At 37.5% G+C, this 19,508-nt stretch carries 14 protein-coding genes and 1 tRNA gene; 9 read left to right on the forward strand and 6 right to left on the reverse strand.

What is annotated here, in order from left to right; translation table 11 throughout:
- Positions 1-40: 40 nt before the first annotated feature.
- The gene (locus E4635_RS04555; RefSeq protein ID WP_135525438.1) at positions 41-877 is read left to right on the forward strand and encodes a GIN domain-containing protein; all 837 of its coding nucleotides are present in this window, start codon (positions 41-43) and stop codon (positions 875-877) included.
- Between the two features lie 71 nt (positions 878-948).
- Here the strand turns inward: E4635_RS04555 and trxB are convergent, their stop codons facing one another.
- Positions 949-1,899, reverse strand: a complete 951-nt coding sequence (gene trxB, locus E4635_RS04560) for a thioredoxin-disulfide reductase (RefSeq protein ID WP_135525439.1) — start codon at positions 1,897-1,899, stop codon at positions 949-951.
- A gap of 196 nt (positions 1,900-2,095) precedes the next feature.
- Positions 2,096-2,434 (reverse strand): hypothetical protein, encoded by a 339-nt coding sequence (locus tag E4635_RS04565; RefSeq protein ID WP_135525440.1) that lies wholly within the window; start codon positions 2,432-2,434, stop codon positions 2,096-2,098.
- Positions 2,435-2,805: 371 nt separating this feature from the next.
- Here E4635_RS04565 and E4635_RS04570 point away from each other — a divergent pair.
- The 5 genes from E4635_RS04570 (at position 2,806) to E4635_RS04590 (ending at position 12,061) form a co-directional block, all read left to right on the forward strand.
- Positions 2,806-2,880 (forward strand) — tRNA-Pro (locus E4635_RS04570).
- 299 nt (positions 2,881-3,179) lie between these two features.
- The gene (locus E4635_RS04575) at positions 3,180-4,424 is read left to right on the forward strand and encodes a site-specific integrase (protein ID WP_135525441.1); all 1,245 of its coding nucleotides are present in this window, start codon (positions 3,180-3,182) and stop codon (positions 4,422-4,424) included.
- A gap of 227 nt (positions 4,425-4,651) precedes the next feature.
- A complete protein-coding gene (locus tag E4635_RS04580; protein WP_135525442.1) occupies positions 4,652-4,930 on the forward strand; it encodes a helix-turn-helix domain-containing protein in 279 nt (92 codons plus the stop codon).
- A gap of 197 nt (positions 4,931-5,127) precedes the next feature.
- The gene (locus E4635_RS04585; RefSeq protein ID WP_135525443.1) at positions 5,128-11,391 is read left to right on the forward strand and encodes an ATP-binding protein; all 6,264 of its coding nucleotides are present in this window, start codon (positions 5,128-5,130) and stop codon (positions 11,389-11,391) included.
- Positions 11,348-12,061, forward strand: coding sequence for a hypothetical protein (locus E4635_RS04590; protein ID WP_135525444.1), 714 nt, complete (start codon positions 11,348-11,350; stop codon positions 12,059-12,061). Before E4635_RS04585 ends, E4635_RS04590 begins: the two co-directional genes overlap by 44 nt.
- A gap of 380 nt (positions 12,062-12,441) precedes the next feature.
- On the opposite strand, the gene E4635_RS04595 is transcribed toward E4635_RS04590, so the two are convergent.
- From E4635_RS04595 to E4635_RS04610, 4 genes are all read right to left on the reverse strand, one after another.
- On the reverse strand, positions 12,442-13,005 hold the full coding sequence (locus E4635_RS04595) for a hypothetical protein (protein ID WP_135525445.1): 564 nt from the start codon (positions 13,003-13,005) through the stop codon (positions 12,442-12,444).
- A gap of 46 nt (positions 13,006-13,051) precedes the next feature.
- Positions 13,052-13,612 carry a hypothetical protein gene (locus E4635_RS04600; RefSeq protein ID WP_135525446.1) on the reverse strand — a complete coding sequence of 187 codons (561 nt, stop codon included), beginning with the start codon at positions 13,610-13,612 and terminating at the stop codon, positions 13,052-13,054.
- Positions 13,613-13,783: 171 nt separating this feature from the next.
- Positions 13,784-14,488 (reverse strand): hypothetical protein, encoded by a 705-nt coding sequence (locus tag E4635_RS04605; RefSeq protein WP_135525447.1) that lies wholly within the window; start codon positions 14,486-14,488, stop codon positions 13,784-13,786.
- Positions 14,489-14,749: 261 nt separating this feature from the next.
- Entirely contained in the window at positions 14,750-16,468 is a 1,719-nt protein-coding gene (locus tag E4635_RS04610; protein ID WP_135525448.1) for a hypothetical protein, read from the reverse strand.
- A gap of 207 nt (positions 16,469-16,675) precedes the next feature.
- Between E4635_RS04610 and E4635_RS04615 the strand changes: the two genes are divergently transcribed.
- The 3 genes from E4635_RS04615 to E4635_RS04625 all read left to right on the forward strand — a co-directional run bounded on the left by E4635_RS04615 (position 16,676) and on the right by E4635_RS04625 (position 19,419).
- Positions 16,676-17,263, forward strand: a complete 588-nt coding sequence (locus tag E4635_RS04615; RefSeq protein WP_394345973.1) for a GNAT family N-acetyltransferase — start codon at positions 16,676-16,678, stop codon at positions 17,261-17,263.
- 274 nt (positions 17,264-17,537) lie between these two features.
- Positions 17,538-18,635, forward strand: coding sequence for a Fic family protein (locus E4635_RS04620; RefSeq protein WP_135525450.1), 1,098 nt, complete (start codon positions 17,538-17,540; stop codon positions 18,633-18,635).
- A 37-nt stretch (positions 18,636-18,672) separates the two neighbouring features.
- On the forward strand, positions 18,673-19,419 hold the full coding sequence (locus E4635_RS04625) for a hypothetical protein (RefSeq protein WP_135525451.1): 747 nt from the start codon (positions 18,673-18,675) through the stop codon (positions 19,417-19,419).
- Positions 19,420-19,508: the final 89 nt, after the last annotated feature.

Here is a 19,508-nt window from a genome sequence, read left to right on the forward strand (position 1 = left end):
GATGATTTTTTTATATTTGTAAAACAAACACCCCCCAAAGATGAAAAAAATTACATTGCTTTTTATTGTCGTTTTATGCTCTCATTTTGCTGTAGCACAAAAAAAGGAAAAAGTAAAAGGTTCAAAAATCGTCACGGTTGAAAAACACGATGTCGGATTATTTGACCAGATTGAGATTGAAGACAATGTAGAGGTTTTCATGACCAAAGGCGATAAAGGCGGTATTGAAATCGAGACTGATGACAACCTGCACCAGGCCATCGATTACAAGGTATACGGCTCGGTGCTTCGGTTGAATACCAACAAAGACATCTCCGGATTTAAAAAACTGGAAATCAGGGTTACTTACACTGACAGCTTAAAATTAATCATGGTCAAGCACGAAGCCCGGCTGAACCTGATTTCAGAAATGCAGCTCAATAATATTACCATCAAGACTTATGACTATTCCAAGACGTTTGCCAATGTGAATTCACCTAATTTTACACTTTTGGCCAATGATAAATCAAAGATAGAATTAAACCTAAAAGGACAGGATTCTTTTGTGGAAATGAGCAAGAATGCAGAAATAAAAGCGTTGATTTCGTCCAATAAATTGAAATTTGACATGTACCAAAAATCAATAGCGGTGATTGAAGGCGATATCAATGAAATGAAACTCCGCCTGGACAACAATGCAAAATACACCGGCAAGAACCTGTCTTCAAAAATACTCAACCTTACTACCGAAGGCTATACCGACTGCAGCGTAAACACAAACGGCAGCTTATCCATTACGGCTTTGGGCAAATCTGAAATATACATTTACGGGGAACCGAAAATCGAACTCAAAAAATTTGGCGATGACGCCGTTTTGTATAAAAAATCAAAACAATAGCCTATTGGCATTGGGACAAATAAAAAATCCATCCTGTTACGGATGGATTTTTTTATACTTGTTTGTAAGGATTAATGTCCTTTGGCAGCCAGGTACCTTTCAGCATCCAAAGCAGCCATACATCCTGTGCCGGCAGCCGTGATAGCCTGTCTGTATACGTGGTCCGCTGCATCTCCTGAGACGAAAACCCCAGGGACATTCGTTTTGGAAGAACCCGGTGTATTGATGATATAGCCTACTTCATCAAGAGTGATATAGTCTTTGAAGATAGCTGTATTCGGGTTGTGGCCAATAGCTACAAAGAAACCTGTAGCAGGTATCTCTTTAATTTCCTGTGTCGATTTGTCCAGTACTTTCACTCCTGTAACCACTTGCCCGTCTCCTATAACCTCAACGGTATCGGTATGCATCAGTATTTCGATATTTTCTGTTTTGCGTACGCGTTCCTCCATGATTTTGGAAGCTCTGAACTGTTCGCTTCTAACCAACATGGTTACTTTTTTACACATTTTAGATAAGTAATGCGCTTCTTCACAGGCACTGTCCCCTGCTCCAACGATAACTACTTCCTGGTTTCTGTAGAAAAACCCGTCGCAAATGGCGCAAGCTGAAACTCCTCCGCCCATTTGAAGGTAATGCTGCTCGGAAGGCAATCCTAAATATTTGGCAGAAGCCCCGGTAGAGATAATAACCGTTTCGCAGTGCAATTCGATGGTATCGTTAATCCAGACTTTGTGGATATCACCTGAAAAATCAACTTTAGTTGCCCAGCCGTCACGGATATCTGTTCCAAAACGTTTGGCTTGTTCCTGTAATTGTACCATCATTTCCGGGCCTGTAATCCCTTCCGGGTAGCCTGGGAAATTTTCTACTTCATTGGTTGTTGTCAATTGTCCTCCGGGTTGGCCCCCTTGGTACAAAACAGGATTCATATTAGCTCTGGCGGCATAAATGGCAGCAGTGTAACCTGCAGGACCAGAACCTATAATAAGGCATTTAATTTTTTCGATTGTATCAGACATAGCGTAATTATTTTTTGAATTGCAAATGTAAACTTTATTATAAAAAATTCACAGCTTAATAAATCCTAAATAACTATCTGGAAATAAATTTTATTTATCTGAAACCTTAAAAGGCTGCTACTGTTGTTTCCCAACAAAAAAGAGACCGCCCAAAAAAGGCGGCCTCCAATTACTCATGATTATAAATGGCTTGCATTTAAGCAGTAACAACCTCTGCTTTAAGGACATTTGGCCCCATAGCACTAGTTGTAGTCAACTGGATAAAATACACATAAGGCCCATTAGGGCTTGCCTCTGCGATGTAAGCACAGTTCCAGCCTGTACCCCATTTTTGACCTGTGTCCCAGTTTCTGTTGTTCTCGTTATCCCAAGACCACGCAGCTGTGTCTTTGGTAGGATCTGAAGGGAATCCAGCTTTATACACATGGATTTGACCTTGTTGGGCTCTAAAAGGAGCTGTTGTGCTCCATCGTAACCATAGGTTACCGCGGTTTTCGTAAGCCTCTAATGTCCAGTTAAATGATGATTGTGACATAATATTAGTTATTTTGGTTCCTACTCGTTTATATAGGTTTTTCGGATACGACCTGTTTTGATTAGTAATGTGTTATTAAGACGTCTGTTACACATAGCTAAAGTACTTCATAAAAATACGTTTTGTAAGAGTAGTTTTACGTATTTTAAAACCAGGTAAAAATACTTGGACTGATAATCAAGGAGATAGTATGTAGAAGAGCTAGCAGCTTCAGTTTCAATCTCGGTCACAATTTCATAAGTATAACCGAGACTGAAACTGCGACTGTAGCTAACCATCGTTGTGCTTCTTTCTTCTCAAAAAATAATTTCCATTTATTTTTGAAATTCCTTTTGAAAAGAAAAATTAAAACTTATATTTGCACCCGATTACGGGGTGTAGCGTAGCCCGGTTATCGCGCCTGCTTTGGGAGCAGGAGGCCGCAGGTTCGAATCCTGCCACCCCGACTTTTAAGACTTTCAAAGTCAGTCAAAACCCCTTAAATCCAATGATTTAAGGGGTTTTTCTTTTTATTCAACTCCAAAATATTCAAGTTGTAGCAAAGGATATGATACCCCATAGGCTACCCATTTTCTTTTTTTATATTTAGGGTCCCAAAATTCGATTTAGTTCATTAATAATCAGTCAATTGATGTTTTATTTTAACATTTATTATTTCTCAATAACTACGTTTTTTAGTTGACAGTTCGGCTGCATTGAGACCATTTTAAATGTGCAGTTGGTCTGAACATTAAATTTTCGAAATATGAAACGAGCTACTACAACATTCGGGGTACTATTTTACCTAAAGAAACAAAAGACCTCCCTGCAGGGAAAGGCTCCCATCTGTGCCAGGGTTACAGTAAACGGAAAGCGGACCGAGATTTCAGTGAAACGTTCGCTGAATGTAAACGAGTGGAATGAAATGAAAGGCATGGCCAAGGGAAACCGTAAGGAAATCACTGAACTCAACCTGTTCCTTACACAATTCAAGGCAAAGATCATAAATACCTATCAGAATATGCTCCTCAATGATGAACCGATTGATGGGCCTACAATCCGTGATAAAGTAATGGGCACGGACCGCCTTGCCCCAACATTAGTGCTGTTGATGGAATATCATAATGAGCAGCAATTACATAAACTTGCTCCCGGAACCATGAAGAACTACCATACCACCCAGCGGTATGTAAAAAGCTTTCTCATGGAGAAGTTCAAGAGAACTGATATTTTCCTTTCACAGCTTAATTACAAGTTCATTTTGGAATTTGAACGCTTCCTTTTTAATTATGTTCCCAAAGATCACCAGAAGCCAATTAACAACAACGGCATAATGAAGCATATTGAGAGGCTGCGCAAAATGATAAATATGGCTGTCAAGCTGGATTGGCTTGCCAAAGACCCTTTTGCCAGCTTTAAAAAACGTTTCGATAAAGTAGAACGCGAGTCATTGAACAGCGAGGAGCTTGCTATATTGACAGACAAAGAGCTGTCTATTGAACGCCTGAGGCATGTTCGGGATATGTTTCTTTTCAGCTGCTATACGGGTCTTTCGTATATTGAACTCGCTGAACTGACTCCAAACAAGATTGTCACAGGTATAGACCGCGGTCTATGGATATCTACAAGCAGGGCAAAGACAGACACGAGAGTACGCGTACCTTTACTGCCTGTAGCGACGGATTTGATGGAAAAATACCGTGATGATCCAAGGGCGCTGAATAACGGCACAGTATTCCCCGTAATTTCAAACCAGCGAATGAACGGATACCTAAAAGAAATCGCTGACGTTTGTGGGATTATGAAAACTTTGACATTTCATATAGCACGGCATACATTCGCAACGACAGTCACCTTGAGTAATGGTGTTCCGATTGAAAGCGTATCAAAGATGCTTGGACATACTAGTATTCGTACTACACAAATCTATGCTAAAGTTGTTGAACATAAACTCAGCGAGGATATGCGCAATCTTGAACAGCGGATGTCTGCAGATGTACAAGGTATTTGAAAACATAGAAATTTCGATTTAAAAGGCAGTTAGTTCATAATGACCGCCTTTTTTATTGGCTAAATCAAGTATGATTTGGTCATAACAAACCTAATTTCTATTATTCTGGTTAAAGCATTTATTATAAACAAACTTTTTAGTACTATCATACCTTTATTTTGTTCTGATATATTGAGACCACCAAAACTACGCGTCAGGTGGTATTGTTAATTTAAAAGTGAGAATTTATGAATGTAGATATTATTACAAGGGATGATCTTGAAAAATTTAAAAAAGAACTGTTAGAAGAAATTCGTAAATTTCAGCAATATCCTCGTAAGCAAGGTCAGGAAGAGCGCATATGGCTGAAAAGTTATGAGGTTCGTAAACTTCTAAGTATCTCAGCAGGGACTCTGCAGAATCTTAGGATAAACGGCACTCTGCCCTATAATAAAATTGGCGGGCTTATGTACTACAGATACGAGGATATTCAAAAACTGATGAATGGTGTGAACAATATTAAGTAATTACATAAGGTCGAATAAGGTAAAGTATTTTTGAGGGTTCGAATCCCTCATCGCCCACTTAAGGAGACGTTGAAGTATAGAAATTACTAGATTAGGGGAAAACCAAACAAAATCGACGAGAATTAAAATCTATATATTCTAAATGGTGATGTTAAATTTTAAAAACTCGATATTTACAAAGGCAAAAATGTAATCACATGGCATATGATTTAGTAGGATTTTCGAGAGCAGGAGATGTTTTTCATTACCGATGGGCGGCTCGGCGGTCTTTAAAGATGATTTTTCCAACTTCATCATTGGGTTCCATAACTATTGAAGGATCACCGGAGAAAGATAAAGCCGGTGAGTACGTCATTGATCTCACTGAGTGCTACGGAAAACCTGACGAAGAGCAACAAATCAAGTATTATCAGCTTAAACACACAACTGTTAAATCGGGCGTCCCGTTTGTGTTAAGCGACCTCAAAACAACTTTCGAAGGATTTGCTAAGAGATATACTCAGCATGCCGAAAAGAATGAAATTAAAACAAAATGTATATCGTTTACAATCGTATCAAACCGAAAGATTGATGATAACTTTAAAAAAGGAATCACCAATATTGCGGACGATAAAACAACAAACAAAACTTTTAAGGATACTTTAAAAAAATATACAGGTTTTGCCGATGCTCAATTGAAGGAATTTTGTTCCGTCATAAATTTTGAGGACGGCGAAGGTAATTATAATGTACAGAAGGATGAATTGAGGGTTGAGATGTCGCAGCTTGTCTCGGGAACTTTTGACAATGCATATGTTGACAGTATTATCACGCTTATGCAAGAGAAGGTGCTTCCCGATTCCAATGGCTTAATCGTCAAAGAAGATATTTTAAACAGAATTGGCGTTACTTCAGAGAAAGCCATGTTCCCTGCAGATGCAGTTTGGGAAAACATGGACAAAACAATTACGCGTGTTCAGCATAAAACTTTGGTAGGCAATATAATGGAGGCTAATTTGCCAATAATAATCCATGCGGAAGGCGGAGTAGGTAAATCTGTTTTCGCAAGACAGGTTTTAAAATCACTTGATGAAGGATCCATGGGCGTTGCGTATGACTGTTTCGGTGCCGGAGGTTACCGCAATCGAAGCACGACACGCCATATGCATCGCACCGCATTGGTGCAAATAGCAAATGAATTAGCCGCCAAAGGACTGTGCGACCCCCTACTTGTACAAAATACAACACTGGACCGTGAGATCATGCGAGATTTCTTGCTTCGTATTGGTTCAGCAACTGCTGCCCTAAAAATGGCAAACGAAAATGCTGCGTTGGTCATTGTAATCGACGCAGCTGACAATGCAGAAATGGCTGCAAAGGAATTCAATGAGTTATGCTTTGCGCATGAACTGATGAGAGAAAATCTGCCATTAGGCTGTAAAATAGTCTTTTTATGCAGGACCGAAAGAATTGATCTTTTGCAACCTTTGGGTGCCACCGGTAAATTTGAACTTCAAGGATTTAGTGCAGATGAATCGCTGGAAAACCTTAAAAATTATTTCCCGGACGCGAAACCGCAAGATGGAACAGAATTTCACAGACTTACCAATGGGAATCCCCGTGTTCAGGCGAATGCTCTAGATTTTAAAACTGACTCTGTAGCAGAATTATTAACCAATTTAGGGCCGGCGGGAACGAAAATTGAAGATCAAATCGAGTTGCAACTATCTAGGGCAGTTACAAGAATTGAAGATCTGTATCTGCCAGGATTTAAGGATCATGTACAATCCATTTGCATTGGCCTTGCGAGCCTTTCGCCGCACATTCCATTGGATGTGCTAGCGCTTGCGGCCGGTGTAGAGATTGCTACAGTAAGGAGTTTCGTCGCCGATATTGGCCGGCCACTCTGGATTTCTGACTTGTCGGTTCAATTCAGGGATGAACCAACAGAAACGTGGTTTCGAAAGAAATTTTGCGCCTCTAAGGCCGACTTCCAAAAATACATCACTTCATTAGAACCATTAGCCATCAATTCAACCTATGTTTCCCAGGTGCTACCACAATTATACCTTCAAGCGGAAGAATATGATAAATTAATCTCAAGTGCCCTGTCTGATGACTTTTTGCCGAAGGATAATCCGATTGACGCAAGAAACGTCAGGGTTTATCGATTGCAATTTGCTTTCAAAGCCGCGTTAAAACTCCGCCGTTTTAAAGATGCCATAAAACTTGCCGTACGCGCAGGTGAAGAAATGGCCGGAGAGCAGCGGCAATTGTTATTATTGCGACAAAATCTGGATTTAATTGTACCGCTGCAAAGCGAGGATAAGGTAAAAGAACTTGCTTTCAAAAGATCAATATCGGGTGCTTGGGCAGGGTCGGAAAATGTTTATAGTTCCGCACTTTTATCGGCAGTAGATGGATATAAGGGTGAAGCGAGAGGATTTTTGAGGGCTGCCATGAATTGGCTAAATGCGTATTTTGAACAATCAAAAAAGAAAAAAAAACGTCCCCATTTTCATGATGAAGAAAAACTGCAAGATGGCGATGTACTGGAACTTGCAAACGCGCACCTAAACATAAATGGTGTAGAAGGTTTTGCAAAATTTGTAACGGGGTTGAAACCTCATTCTGCTGTTTACAGAACTATTAAATCTCTTTCTTCAAGACTTATTGATAAAGGAGAATTCGAACTGCTTACAAAAATATTGGAACAGCTTAACGATTATCCATATTATGTTGTTGCCATCACCGATGAACTTGGCAAGGTCGGACAATTCCCAGATAGCGTACTTCTCGAAAAATGCTTAAAGGCGTTAAGCGCCGAACGAACACGCATAAAAGAACCAATATATCGCCACAACGACACGATAACTCCTGCTATTCTTTCTTTTTTAGAAGCATGTTTACAACATAATCTGCCCGAAAAAAGAATTATTAAATCCCTTAATTACTATTTTCCGGAGCGAGCCAATCAGATGGTGTACAATTCTCATTTTGGTGAGGATAGAATGTTGTACTTACGGTCGCTGGCAATCAGGCTGCATATAAGTAAAAAGGACACGGTTAGTTTTGAAGATATTACACCGACGGATCTAATAAATAAAGACAATAAAAAGCATCAACAATCTGATGATCTAAAAGAGTTTAATTTTATTATTAATGGGTTGTTGCCATTATATCAGTTAAGACTGGACATTTTAATGAACCAACCATCAGATATACTTGCACGCGTTAAAGAGGCGATTCCAAAATCAAATCAGGCATTACAAGGCCGCTACAGGAGCAGTGATAATTTCCCTTCAGAAATCGCAACATTGTACCTCTCAATTTTAAAGTGGTCGAAGAATTGTTCTACGGAAGAGTTGAAAGAATTCTTTATGTCCTACATCAAAGGTAACGGATCTCTTAGGGTTAATCATCAGATAAAACTGGTAAGAATAGCTTATCGTTTACCACACCTCAAAGCATTTGCAAAGGAATCTGAGGAAGATGCATTTATGCTAATTAAATCTGTTAGCGAGGATGGTCCTGAAGAAATTGCAGACCGTTATATTTCACTGTCCCGTGCTGTTCTGGCTGTATCGAAAGACGATGCAAGCGTTTACTTTGAAAATGCAATCGAGATAGTTTCGAAATTCGGTGACGAAATTTACCAACGGTGGGAAGCAACTCAGGCATTGGCAAAACAATCTGTAGCCAATCACAAGCCAAATCCCAAACTTGCTTACCGCTTTATTCGCGTCGCGGAACTAGTTGGAGAAAATCTTCGGGAAAAACATTGGGACCGAGGCGAAGCCATACAAGTTTGCACAAGATTGTCAACATCAAGCGGAATAGCCGCCTTAAGCAGATGGCGTGAAAGGGAGATTGGACGATTTGAGTGGCTCGAATCGGCTTTGATACAAGAACTCATTAGTAGCGAAAAAATCTCAATCCAAACCGCAATTGCTTTAAGTACATTTCTTGACATCGACCAAGTCCGAAATATCATCGGTAAGTTGATTGAGAGGCCTATCTCGTTACAAGCAAAAAACATATTACTAGAACGGTTAATACCTCGCGTACAAAATGAAGGCGCAACACCGGAATATTGGAATTCGTTGAAAAAGGCATCGGATCTCGCGGGCACTAAAAACGCTGAGCTCGACAATATCATAAATTCCTTTGAAGAACAAGCTAGCTCAGAGGAGAAAAAAGAAGCTACAAGATACAGCGCAACCGAGCAAGATACCTTTGATTGGGAAAAGATTTTTTCGGATTCCGATTTAAATACGGATGACGGGCTTAGTGCATCGTTGGCGAAATTCGAAATAAAAATTGCCGAACGCAATCCATTTATACATAAATCTGAATTTTGGAAAAATGTCCTCAATCGCATCGAAGAAAGTGACGCATATAATTTTCTTGGCAACGTACCCAACGTAAATAAGCTGTCGTTGCATGATGTTGAAGAGATTTTCCAGGCACTACCAACAGATTGGAAATCAAAAGTAAGTTTCAAAAAACGATTATCTCCATCATTATCGTCGATCGGGCAAAAATTTGCTCATGAACTGGTTATCCCCTGGCATTATAAGTCGACGATAGAGAAACTGTCATTGGATGGAGAGCAAATTTCCGTTTTGCAGAATGGCATCTATGAAGGGTTGGCGACCGGAAACGAATTTGCGGATGCGGAGATGCTGTTTGGATTTGCAGTCATTTCACGTTCTCATCTTACCAACGACGAAGCAGTTGATTTACTGGACTACACTCTTTCAAGATTTGAATTGCACGTTGACGAAGATTTTGGTGATGGCTCGGCCAATCCTGCCGTTGATGAAGTCTATGACGCTTCCAGAAGCGTTGCCGGGTTCGTGTGGTCATCGCTAGCTTCGCCAAAATCAGAAATCCGTTGGAAAGCGGCACATTGCGTTCGGGAATTAGTGCACTTTGACTGCGTTGATGTCATCAATCAGCTTTTCTATTGGCTGGAGCGTGACAATGCCGGACCGTTCGGCGTCAAAAGTTATCCTTTTTACAGCTTCCATGCGCGGTTGTACTTGTTTATATCGTTAAGCAGGGCGACTATGGAAAAAACTTCAAATGTTGAAAAATATGCCAGCACAATCATGCGTTACGCTCTAAGTGAAAAGCACATATTGATTCAAAAATTTGCGGCTGACACTGCATTAAACATTGCAAGAAATAACCAAGATGTTTATGGAATCGAGGTCGTTAATTCATTAAGCAATGCTACAAAATCGAGGTTTCCGATAAAAACAGTTGATTATAATTATCAAACCAAGAGTTATCTGCACAGAGATAATGAAGTTGAGCGGAAAGAAGGTTTCTACTTTGGATGGGATTTCGATAATTATTGGTTCAAGCCATTAGGCGAGGTTTTCGGCATATCGGGAGAACAAACAGAAGATCTTGCGGCGATTGTTATCGAAGAAAAATGGGGTAACATTAAAGGTGGATATAATAGTGATCCACGTGTCGGATTATGGAATAATTCCAATGATTACAGTACCCATCATGATCACGGAAGTTATCCCCGAATAGATCGTCTGGACTTTTACATTTCTTATCATTCCCTAATGATCGTAGCCGCACAATTGCTCGAAAAGATGCCGACGGTAATCAGAAGGAACTGGAGCGAAGATGATTGGAGCGAATGGTTGTCCCGTCACCTGCTAACCAGTCCAGATGGAAGATGGCTTTCTGATTTCCGCGATCCTGTACCCACTACAAGCCCAACGTGGGTAAAAAGTGATTACCGAGACGAACAGCAGCTCGAAATATCCGACGATGAATTCTTGGAATCACTAATCGAAAAACGCAATGGAGAAACCTGGCTGAACGTAAAAGGGTCTTGGCAGGAGAGCAACAGTACGATAAAAGGCACCTATTATGTAACGTCAGCGTTAGTGTCACCGGAGACTTCGGAAGCTTTACTTAATGCGTTATCAACTTGTGTCGATTTCCGGGACTTTAAGTTGCCATCTTATAAAGAAAAACGTATGGAAATAAACTCTATGCCTTTCATTCTTAAAGGATGGATAAAAGACCGAGACATTTCAAAAAGTCTTGACGAATTTGACCCATTCGCCGGTGAAATCACGTTCCCACCTTATCGATTGGGAAAAAAAATAGTCAAGGATATGAACCTTTTAGTTTCAGAAGATGGAAAAAAATGGTATTGTAACGATTCCTGTGAACCCTCATTACTCAACTCGCTTTATGCCAGTTACAATGGTTCTCGTGATGAGGAACCGCAGCAATTAGGAAATCGCATGTCGGCATCACTGTTGTTTTTAAAACAGCTTTGCATCGATCTTAAGTCTGAGTTGATAATCGAAGTGCAGCTGGGACGAAATCAAATATACCGACGTTATATGGATGATCACAAATACAAAGAATCAACAAGTAAAATTTTTATATTGTCAGCAGATGGAAAAATCAGAAGCACAACAGAAAACCATCAACTTGGGTAAGTTGTTAGTTAAAGAATTACAACTGGAACAAAGCGTTGACACGCTAGGCAGATGGATGGCACATTACCTGGCCATGAAAATGACTGAAGCGGAAAGTGCAAGCGGTCAAGAAAAAAGCAGGCTCGATAAAGAATGCTTCGACATTATTTTGAAGATTTGGAGCCACAGGTGGCAATTGCCTGGTAACTCAAAACCTTTTCAGAATTTTGTTCCCATTTTTGAATTTTTGGTCAAACTAAATCCTGACCGTGAACGATCGTTTTACTTTGATGATGCCATTGCTTCAAAGAAAAAGACAGTTACAAAAAAACCTTTCAATAGTGATGGTTGGTTGGACGTAGCCAAAGCCGCGGACAAGTATGCTCGAATTTGCATTGACCAAGCCCTGAATAATGCTGCATCAGAAGTAACCACTGATGAAGAAACAAAATGGTTGGAAAATGCACCCCGCCTCACAGAAGATATCGATGTACAAATAATAAATATCGTGCTAGACAAGGAAAAGGATTTCGACCTGATTGACAGTACCGAAGAAAGTAAGGAAGACCTAATGAAAAAAATCAAAATTGAAAAACTACAGTCTAATATCGACTTCTTGCAAAATTTTCAAAAGCTTCATGGGAAATTATTGAAAAATTTAAAGCAAAAACTAGCGACAGTAAATCAATAATCAATGTCTTTTGAAATTTCTTTCAACTGCGAAATCGTTTATTGGTAAATAAGACAAGTCATCGTAAAATTCAGAAAGAGTCTTCGCTATTTCGCTTCCGGCATAAACAATATTATTATGCATCAAATGAACTCATTCCTGACTATAATGCGCCCATTAAAAGTAGTGTTTAAAATTTCTTGATCAGATCTGTTACCTTCTCTGATTGAAACAAAATTTGTTTTAGATAATGTGTTTTTACCTTGTTGATATTGTGGGTCACTGAAACCATTGAAAAATAAATCAGTTTTTTTATGGACAATTAAGTATTTTTCCGTATTTGAGATTGATTTGTCCATAAATTGTCGTTATATACGATTCATTATTAAACGATAACTGTTTTATTTATGCCTTGAAATATCTTCTTCGATAATATTTTCGCCATTATAATAAAATAAAGTAGCGATAACGTTATTTGGGTCTTGGCAATATGAAATGGTTAGGCCGAAAAGATAAGTATAGTCGTCATCACTAATAAAACCTCTTATTTTATTTCTATCATGCTCAGTTATCAGTTCCTTTTTTGCTTCGACAACCAAAAAGTGCTGTGTGGGAACAGTTTTATCCATCCTTGAATGCATAATTATATCCGGCCTGGCAGTAATCCTTCCTTCAATTGTGTTAAGCATTTTTGGGTTTTCGTAATACCTATTGTATTCGATATCCACTATTAGATCTTCTAATTCCGTTTCATAACAATATTTCTCCAGATAAAAAGCCAGTCTATGATTGATAGTAGTTTCATGAAGCTTTCTGTTTAATCTAATAACCTCCTCACCTGATAGTTGATCAATCACTTCTTCAGCATGATTAAAAATATCACTATCACGTTCAATTAATTCATCAATACTCAGTTCCAGAATTTTCTTTATTAAGGAGAGGTCTTTTTCAAGAGGTCTTTTCATAGTTTAAAATTTATAAAATAGTTTAAGCGAATCGTCGGACTTTTTGTTAATTACTAAACCTTCCACTTATGAAATCTTGCTCTAAAAGTAAATGTATCCTCTCAATCTCGTCAATTATAGGAATGATTTTATATTCCAAATGCAAAATTGTGAATACTGCTTCGTTAAGAAAATAGCCGCGAAATATTTGCTTAGCCTCCATGTCAATTCTTGGACCAACATATATGGGAATAATGGTTCCCGCTGTGAATTCAGACAGATACAAGTCGAGTTTTTCGTCGAAGTGTTCGATGAAATTCCTTACCTGTTTATCCTTAAGGCAATTCTGCTCATGAATCCCATACGCTTCGCGTAACCTTTTTCCCCTGCCTTTATGGATCTTGGTTCTGCTAACCGGCCAGAAAAATTTAGAAATTAATGCAGCTTGGGTACAGATATTCTGGACTGCGTCAATAAGAATTTTTCCGTTTTCATAATCTCCTTCCTGAATTTGGTCTAAGACGGTTACCACTACATTTTTTTCAGAAAGAATTGTCCGGGTTATTGACAATAAACTTTCAATGTAGAAAATCTCATGCGGAAACCATATTTTACATTCTTCGCTCATTCGTAGGTTATTTTGAAAATGACTTAAAATTGTACGCCACCGATCTTCGCTTTGAAAAAACGAGTGGAAGTGATTTCCGCTAAGATAAAGTTTTTCGAAACGACAACATAAATTTGCGATTAGTCAAAAAAAGATTTAGCGGATACTAGGCATGATTTTCTACTCTACATTTTATAAGTTTTTTTTCTTTTCAAAATCATTTACTATTTGCTCATATGTCATTTCTTTTAATAATATTCTATACTCTTTAAACATTTTATTGAAACCATTTACAATATTCTCTAGTGGAATTGCTGTTAATTTATTTTTTTGTTTATCAAATTCTCCATTAAAATTCCTTATTGCATAAACAGTTGGTTTATCAAGTTGTCTATAAAATACAATATGGTCATTTATAAATGAATGTTTGTAAGTGTTCGTAATATCATTCACATTCTTTAAAAAATCTTTATAATCAATAAAGAATCTCACATCATCAAATTTTCTCTCATTCCATTTACCCAATAGATTCCCAATAGATTCTATTTCAATTTTACTAGGATAATCACCTAAAACTTTTCTTTTTTCAACAATGTATAGCAAAGCTATAAGCTCATCAACTATCATTCTTAAATCTGACATAACATGTATAATTTCAATATAAGGTGCGATTTTAGTTTTCTTACTAGTTAAACCATTTCTCTCTTTGAAATTGACATTATAAATTTCTACTTTTTCGCATATTGAAACTAAAGTATCATTGAGATAATCTAATCTGCTGAATATAAATAAAAATTTACTGCTTAAATTCCCCCAATTTTCAGAACCTGAAAACTCTGGAATATCATCTGCATAGATTTCTTTTGTTGAATCTCGATATATATCAAATTGAATCATATTAAAATATTAAAAGTTAATTAGACCTTTACGAAATTACTCAAAAGTTAATTTAGAAAAGTAAACCGCTGAATTTATTGCAAAAAGTACCTTAAACGTAAGCAAGAGAGCCATCCGTTAATAATTGTTTGGCGAGATTGGAGTTTTAGGTTTAATGGAAAGTTCGTTTTGTACTTGGAAAATTCGTGTTTAACCTAAAAATCTAGCATCTTTATTCCCTAACCTCGCCATGCGACTGAACGTTTCCGGAATTTAAACATCTCACATTTTTGGCTTGCCAAGTTTTAATTCTTTTAGAAGTGCATATGCTATAGGTGCCTCCCGTTGTTTCTTTTTATCTAAATGTAATTCATTTTTAGACCCTAGACCAATCGAATATAGTTCATCAAAAAAATTATTCATATCGGGAGACATAATTACCGGGGCGAAGTGATTGCAATAGCTGAAAAAGACTTTTGGCTGCATAAGAAACAGCGCACCAAGATCCAGCTCATCGTAGCAAAATAATCTTCCATGCAGTTTTTCACGTGCAGTAAGATAGGTTACGAATTCCTGAAGATGATTTTGTTTTCGACTCAGCGTAATTAAAAATGTTTCCAAGTCATCGACGGCAATTGCCCAAGGATAATCATTATCATCTTCGACCTCAAGCAAGTGTGCCAAGTTACATTCTATCTGTCCAAACCTTTCCTGTGTTACAACAATTGAAAATACTTCGTGAATCTTTCCAGGATATATTTTATCTATAATTTCGCCACGATGATTTTTTATATGAAAAGGTTGTCCAGCTAATACTAATTCTTCCATTTCTCTAGCCTGAAGATAACCTTTACCAATAGATCGTTTAAAATCATCTTTAATTCTGTCGAACGCCTTTAATGAGTCTCTAAACGGAATACGGTATTTATTAGCTTTACATTCTATGATGAACGCATATTTATTAATTACTACAAGAAGGTCTTTCTCCTGTTTAGTTACGTAATAATTAGTATACACTTTAGCTTTTTTTCCAAAAAAGCTTTTAAAAAGGTCTGCTGTTTTGACTTCGAGGTAATTTTCCCTTTGGTCCAGTACCCTCCTCCCGTCACTGTCTATGGTTGAACAAAAATCAAATAGAAAATCATAAGTAGCATTTATCAACTGTTTAGAAAAGATCATTACCAGATGATCCCCATCCATTAGCAATATTGGCTGTAAAAGATAAGGACAGCTATCGCTATAGTATAGGTAATTTACATTTTCTTCCCTTGTTAGCGTGAAAATGGCGAGTAGGGTTTTTATTTTATCTTCAGGTAAAAGCGACTTTACTCTTTCTATAGGAATTCCAAGGTTAAATATGCCGTTATCCATAATTTCAAGTAATTCAGAAGCTTCTTGCCTTGTTAGATCTTCCGGGTAGTCGCGGGCCTTTAAGATTAAATCCCTTTGCTCATGAGTATGATCATAATATTTTTCGTAGCGCTCAGTTTCCAAATTACACAGCCCAATGTAAAAGTTAATAAAATCGTCAATTGTTAATCCATATTCTTCCACAATCAGAGATTCAAAATGGATAAATGTCTTACGAATTTTTTCAATATCCTGTTCTGTATATGTCAATGGAGCATTAAGATAAAAATTGAGGAAGGTACTATTGCTTATAAATAATTTTTCGGCATTTTCGCCGTTAAAGCCACTATTTTTATACTCTTCAGAAGTAATGGAGTACTGTTCTTCAATGTCGTTCAGCAGGTTAACTATCTTCGTATAGTCGTCGCTGTAAGCCTCAAAACGTTCGTTTCCCCCAAATCCAGTCCTGTGGTACAATGAAATTAAATATGTTAACTGCCGAATGGGAGATTTTAATTCAACTTTTAAAACACTATTGTTTCGATAGTGCATGTTTGTATAAAAGCTCCAATGCGCAATAAAAGTTTTATGTTCATATTTTCTAATTAAATTTTTTAGGTTAGTAGAAAGTGTGGTTACGTTATTTTGCATGAAGGCTTACCAGAAGTTTTAAGATGTTAAAATTAATTATTCTGCTTGAGAAAATTACACATTAAATATAGAATATAATAATAGAGTTGCTATTTGACTAGGGGATTTAGTTGTCATATGTAAACATAAACAAATTAGAGATAGTTAATAGTATCTTCTGAAATTTCTTATGGTATATTATACAGGTTAAGCTTCAAGGACAATTGCCTGGTTATTGCAACAATTGAAAACGAGGCTGTGGGTTTCTTTGCACTCACCAAAAAATATCCTGCTGTTACAATCGATTTAGCCGAAATCCATCCCCTTTTTAGAAAAAACAATATTGCAACAAGAACGTTATCGGCTGTTATTGACGACCTTAAAAGACAAAACTTTTATACATTAGATTTAATGTGTGCTCCGGCCAGTTCCGAAAACATTTGGAGAAAGATGGGATTTACCGACATGCCAAAGCAAATGGATCCAAGTGAAAATAAGATGTTATGCCTGACTTTTGGGTTACATCTGCAACCCTCAATAATTCTCTCCGAGCATGAAACTCTTGAAATCTGGGACGATGAACCACATATAACGAAAGACAATCCTCCAAAGTGGGTATATAATTTATCTTTCAAAAAAGGTACGAGAGAATTAGAAGAACCAGTACTGTTGTATGCCGATTATGATTGGCGTGTCAGGTGGATAGTGGGGAATAAAGCTATTAAAGACTGTAAACTTAAATATCTGTACAGGGATATGGAATTTGGCAATTGCCTATTTATCGATAAATTGCCTGCACCGCCAGAAGTACATTAATAATCACTTTCTGTAGGGCTCACTGTTTTTTTCGCCCATGCTTGCACCTGAATGTCTTAAGACATTCAGGTGCAAGCATGGCAGTAAGTGTAAGACTGAAGCGCTACAATCGCTTCAGTCAAAGGTAACGTTTTTATTTTAAAAAGTCAATACAAAACATATATCCAACGAGGGCAAAAATTACCCTCATATAATAAACGAGAGTAATTTTTCACTATATTTACTCTCGAATATAAATCAAGGGCGTTTAGCGCCCGTGTCAAAAAATGCCGTCATGAGCCAAAAAAAGAACTACAATCCCGAAATTCCATACAATGCCTTGCCATTACTGCCACCCGATACGGAAATAGAAAATACCATGATTCTAAAGAAGACCATCGCGGCAAGTCGGGCATTATCCGAACTGAAAGGAGCAATTACAAATTTGCCAAACCCAACACTTTTCATCGATACAATAAACCTTCAGGAAGCACAAGCGAGTTCAGCCATAGAAAATATAATTACAACACAGGACGAATTATTTAAGGCTTCCATTGCCGACAGGAAAAATGACAACCCGGCTACAAAAGAAGTAATGCATTACAAAGATGCGCTTTGGTATGGTGTCGGCCAGATAGACAATCGCCCGATCCTGACCACAAATCTATTTATAGCATTGATGCAGATCATTAAAGAAAACCAATCGGGCATCCGAAATGCTCCGGGAACACAGTTAAAAAACCCGGCTACAAATACAGTAGTTTATACGCCACCCGAAGGCGAAAATGTAATCCGGGAAAAATTGAAAAACCTCGAAGATTTTATTCATGCCGAAGATAACATAGATCCATTGGTCAAAATGGCAATCATCCATTATCAGTTTGAGGCGATACACCCATTTTTTGATGGCAATGGTCGTACAGGTAGGATAATACTCTTGCTATACCTGAAAATGACAGAACTAATGGATCTGCCTGCATTATACCTGAGTAACTATATCATCCAGCACAAAGACAAATACTACACCAATCTAAGGAAAGTAACAGAAGAAGGCAACTGGCAGGATTGGATTATGTACATGCTTGATATGGTCGAGCAAACTGCGTTGAAAGGCCGGCACCAGATTGCCGAAATCGAAACGTTAATGGCAGAAATGGGAAAAGACATTCAGCAAAAGCTGCCAAAAATATATTCAAAGGATCTTATGGAAGAATTGTTCCGGCTGCCTTATACAAAAAGAAATCAGTTGGAAAAGGCAGGACTTGGAAATTTAAAAACGGTCGGAAATTATCTAAAGGAACTCGAAAGCGAAGGCTTTTTAAAAAGTGAACAGGTGGGCAAAGAAAAACTGTATTTGAATTTTAAGCTGTTGCAGGTTTTGAAGGTGAAATAACAGCCTTTTCAAAAACTGGAAAAGAATTGTTTAAATTATGGAAAACACCGAACTATCCGAGCACTTAATAGAAACCAATCCGTTCGCAGCATTAGAAAAATTATTTCTATTTATCCAAAAGAACCCAGGTGCAGAAAAAATATCTTTCAATTCATTAGAAAAAGATATGCACTACACCATTCGCTATTGGAGTCGGAAGAAAACCGTTGACTTGCACAAAACAAATCAGCTTACAGGAGAGCACACAACAATTTTCGAAATTTCAACTTTTAAGTTGCTTCGGTTAATGATGAATTTTGGTATGGTGCAGGAATACCTCACAAAAGAAATATGGTTAGGCCATAAAATTAATCCCGGAAAACTTAAAAGAAACAATTGCTGGCTCACAGATCTTAACAATAAGAATGAAATGTATAAAGATATTGTAAAGATCAATAAAACGAGAATGAGGCTAAAAAAAGGGCTTAACATTTTGGATATGGCGAAAAACATAGAATTCCTTTCACCCGATATTTTAAAAGACCAAAACGAGGGTTTCTTTATGGTTTTCAAATACAAAGGCGGTAATCTGATATATCAGGGATTAGTATATAAATTTCCCGTGTTTAAAGGAAACTATTTTTTAACCAAGCAAGATTATAACCTCACTTCAAAACTTTCAATGATTGCAATTTACAATCTTACCGCCCAAATTACATTTGATAAAAAAGAAGAGGTTCTGGCAGCTTTAAAAACAATCCTTTCCAAAAAATATAAATATCTTAGATGGGTTGAAAATAAATAATCGACCGAACAGAAATTATCTAATTATATGTCAAAGGTCTTTCCTCTAACCATTAAAAAAATACAAATGTTCAATAATATAGAAGAATA

Source organism: Flavobacterium humi (genome assembly GCF_004745595.1).
Classification (GTDB): Bacteria; Bacteroidota; Bacteroidia; order Flavobacteriales; family Flavobacteriaceae; genus Flavobacterium; species Flavobacterium humi.

Coding starts and splice junctions, on each gene's coding strand:
- E4635_RS04555 (WP_135525438.1), top strand. CDS start 41: ATGAAAAAAATTACATTGCTTTTTATTGTCGTTTTATGCTCTCATTTT.
- trxB (WP_135525439.1), bottom strand. CDS start 1,899: ATGTCTGATACAATCGAAAAAATTAAATGCCTTATTATAGGTTCTGGT.
- E4635_RS04565 (WP_135525440.1), bottom strand. CDS start 2,434: ATGTCACAATCATCATTTAACTGGACATTAGAGGCTTACGAAAACCGC.
- E4635_RS04575 (WP_135525441.1), top strand. CDS start 3,180: ATGAAACGAGCTACTACAACATTCGGGGTACTATTTTACCTAAAGAAA.
- E4635_RS04580 (WP_135525442.1), top strand. CDS start 4,652: ATGAATGTAGATATTATTACAAGGGATGATCTTGAAAAATTTAAAAAA.
- E4635_RS04585 (WP_135525443.1), top strand. CDS start 5,128: ATGGCATATGATTTAGTAGGATTTTCGAGAGCAGGAGATGTTTTTCAT.
- E4635_RS04590 (WP_135525444.1), top strand. CDS start 11,348: ATGGAAAAATCAGAAGCACAACAGAAAACCATCAACTTGGGTAAGTTG.
- E4635_RS04595 (WP_135525445.1), bottom strand. CDS start 13,005: ATGAAAAGACCTCTTGAAAAAGACCTCTCCTTAATAAAGAAAATTCTG.
- E4635_RS04600 (WP_135525446.1), bottom strand. CDS start 13,612: ATGAGCGAAGAATGTAAAATATGGTTTCCGCATGAGATTTTCTACATT.
- E4635_RS04605 (WP_135525447.1), bottom strand. CDS start 14,488: ATGATTCAATTTGATATATATCGAGATTCAACAAAAGAAATCTATGCA.
- E4635_RS04610 (WP_135525448.1), bottom strand. CDS start 16,468: ATGCAAAATAACGTAACCACACTTTCTACTAACCTAAAAAATTTAATT.
- E4635_RS04620 (WP_135525450.1), top strand. CDS start 17,538: ATGAGCCAAAAAAAGAACTACAATCCCGAAATTCCATACAATGCCTTG.
- E4635_RS04625 (WP_135525451.1), top strand. CDS start 18,673: ATGGAAAACACCGAACTATCCGAGCACTTAATAGAAACCAATCCGTTC.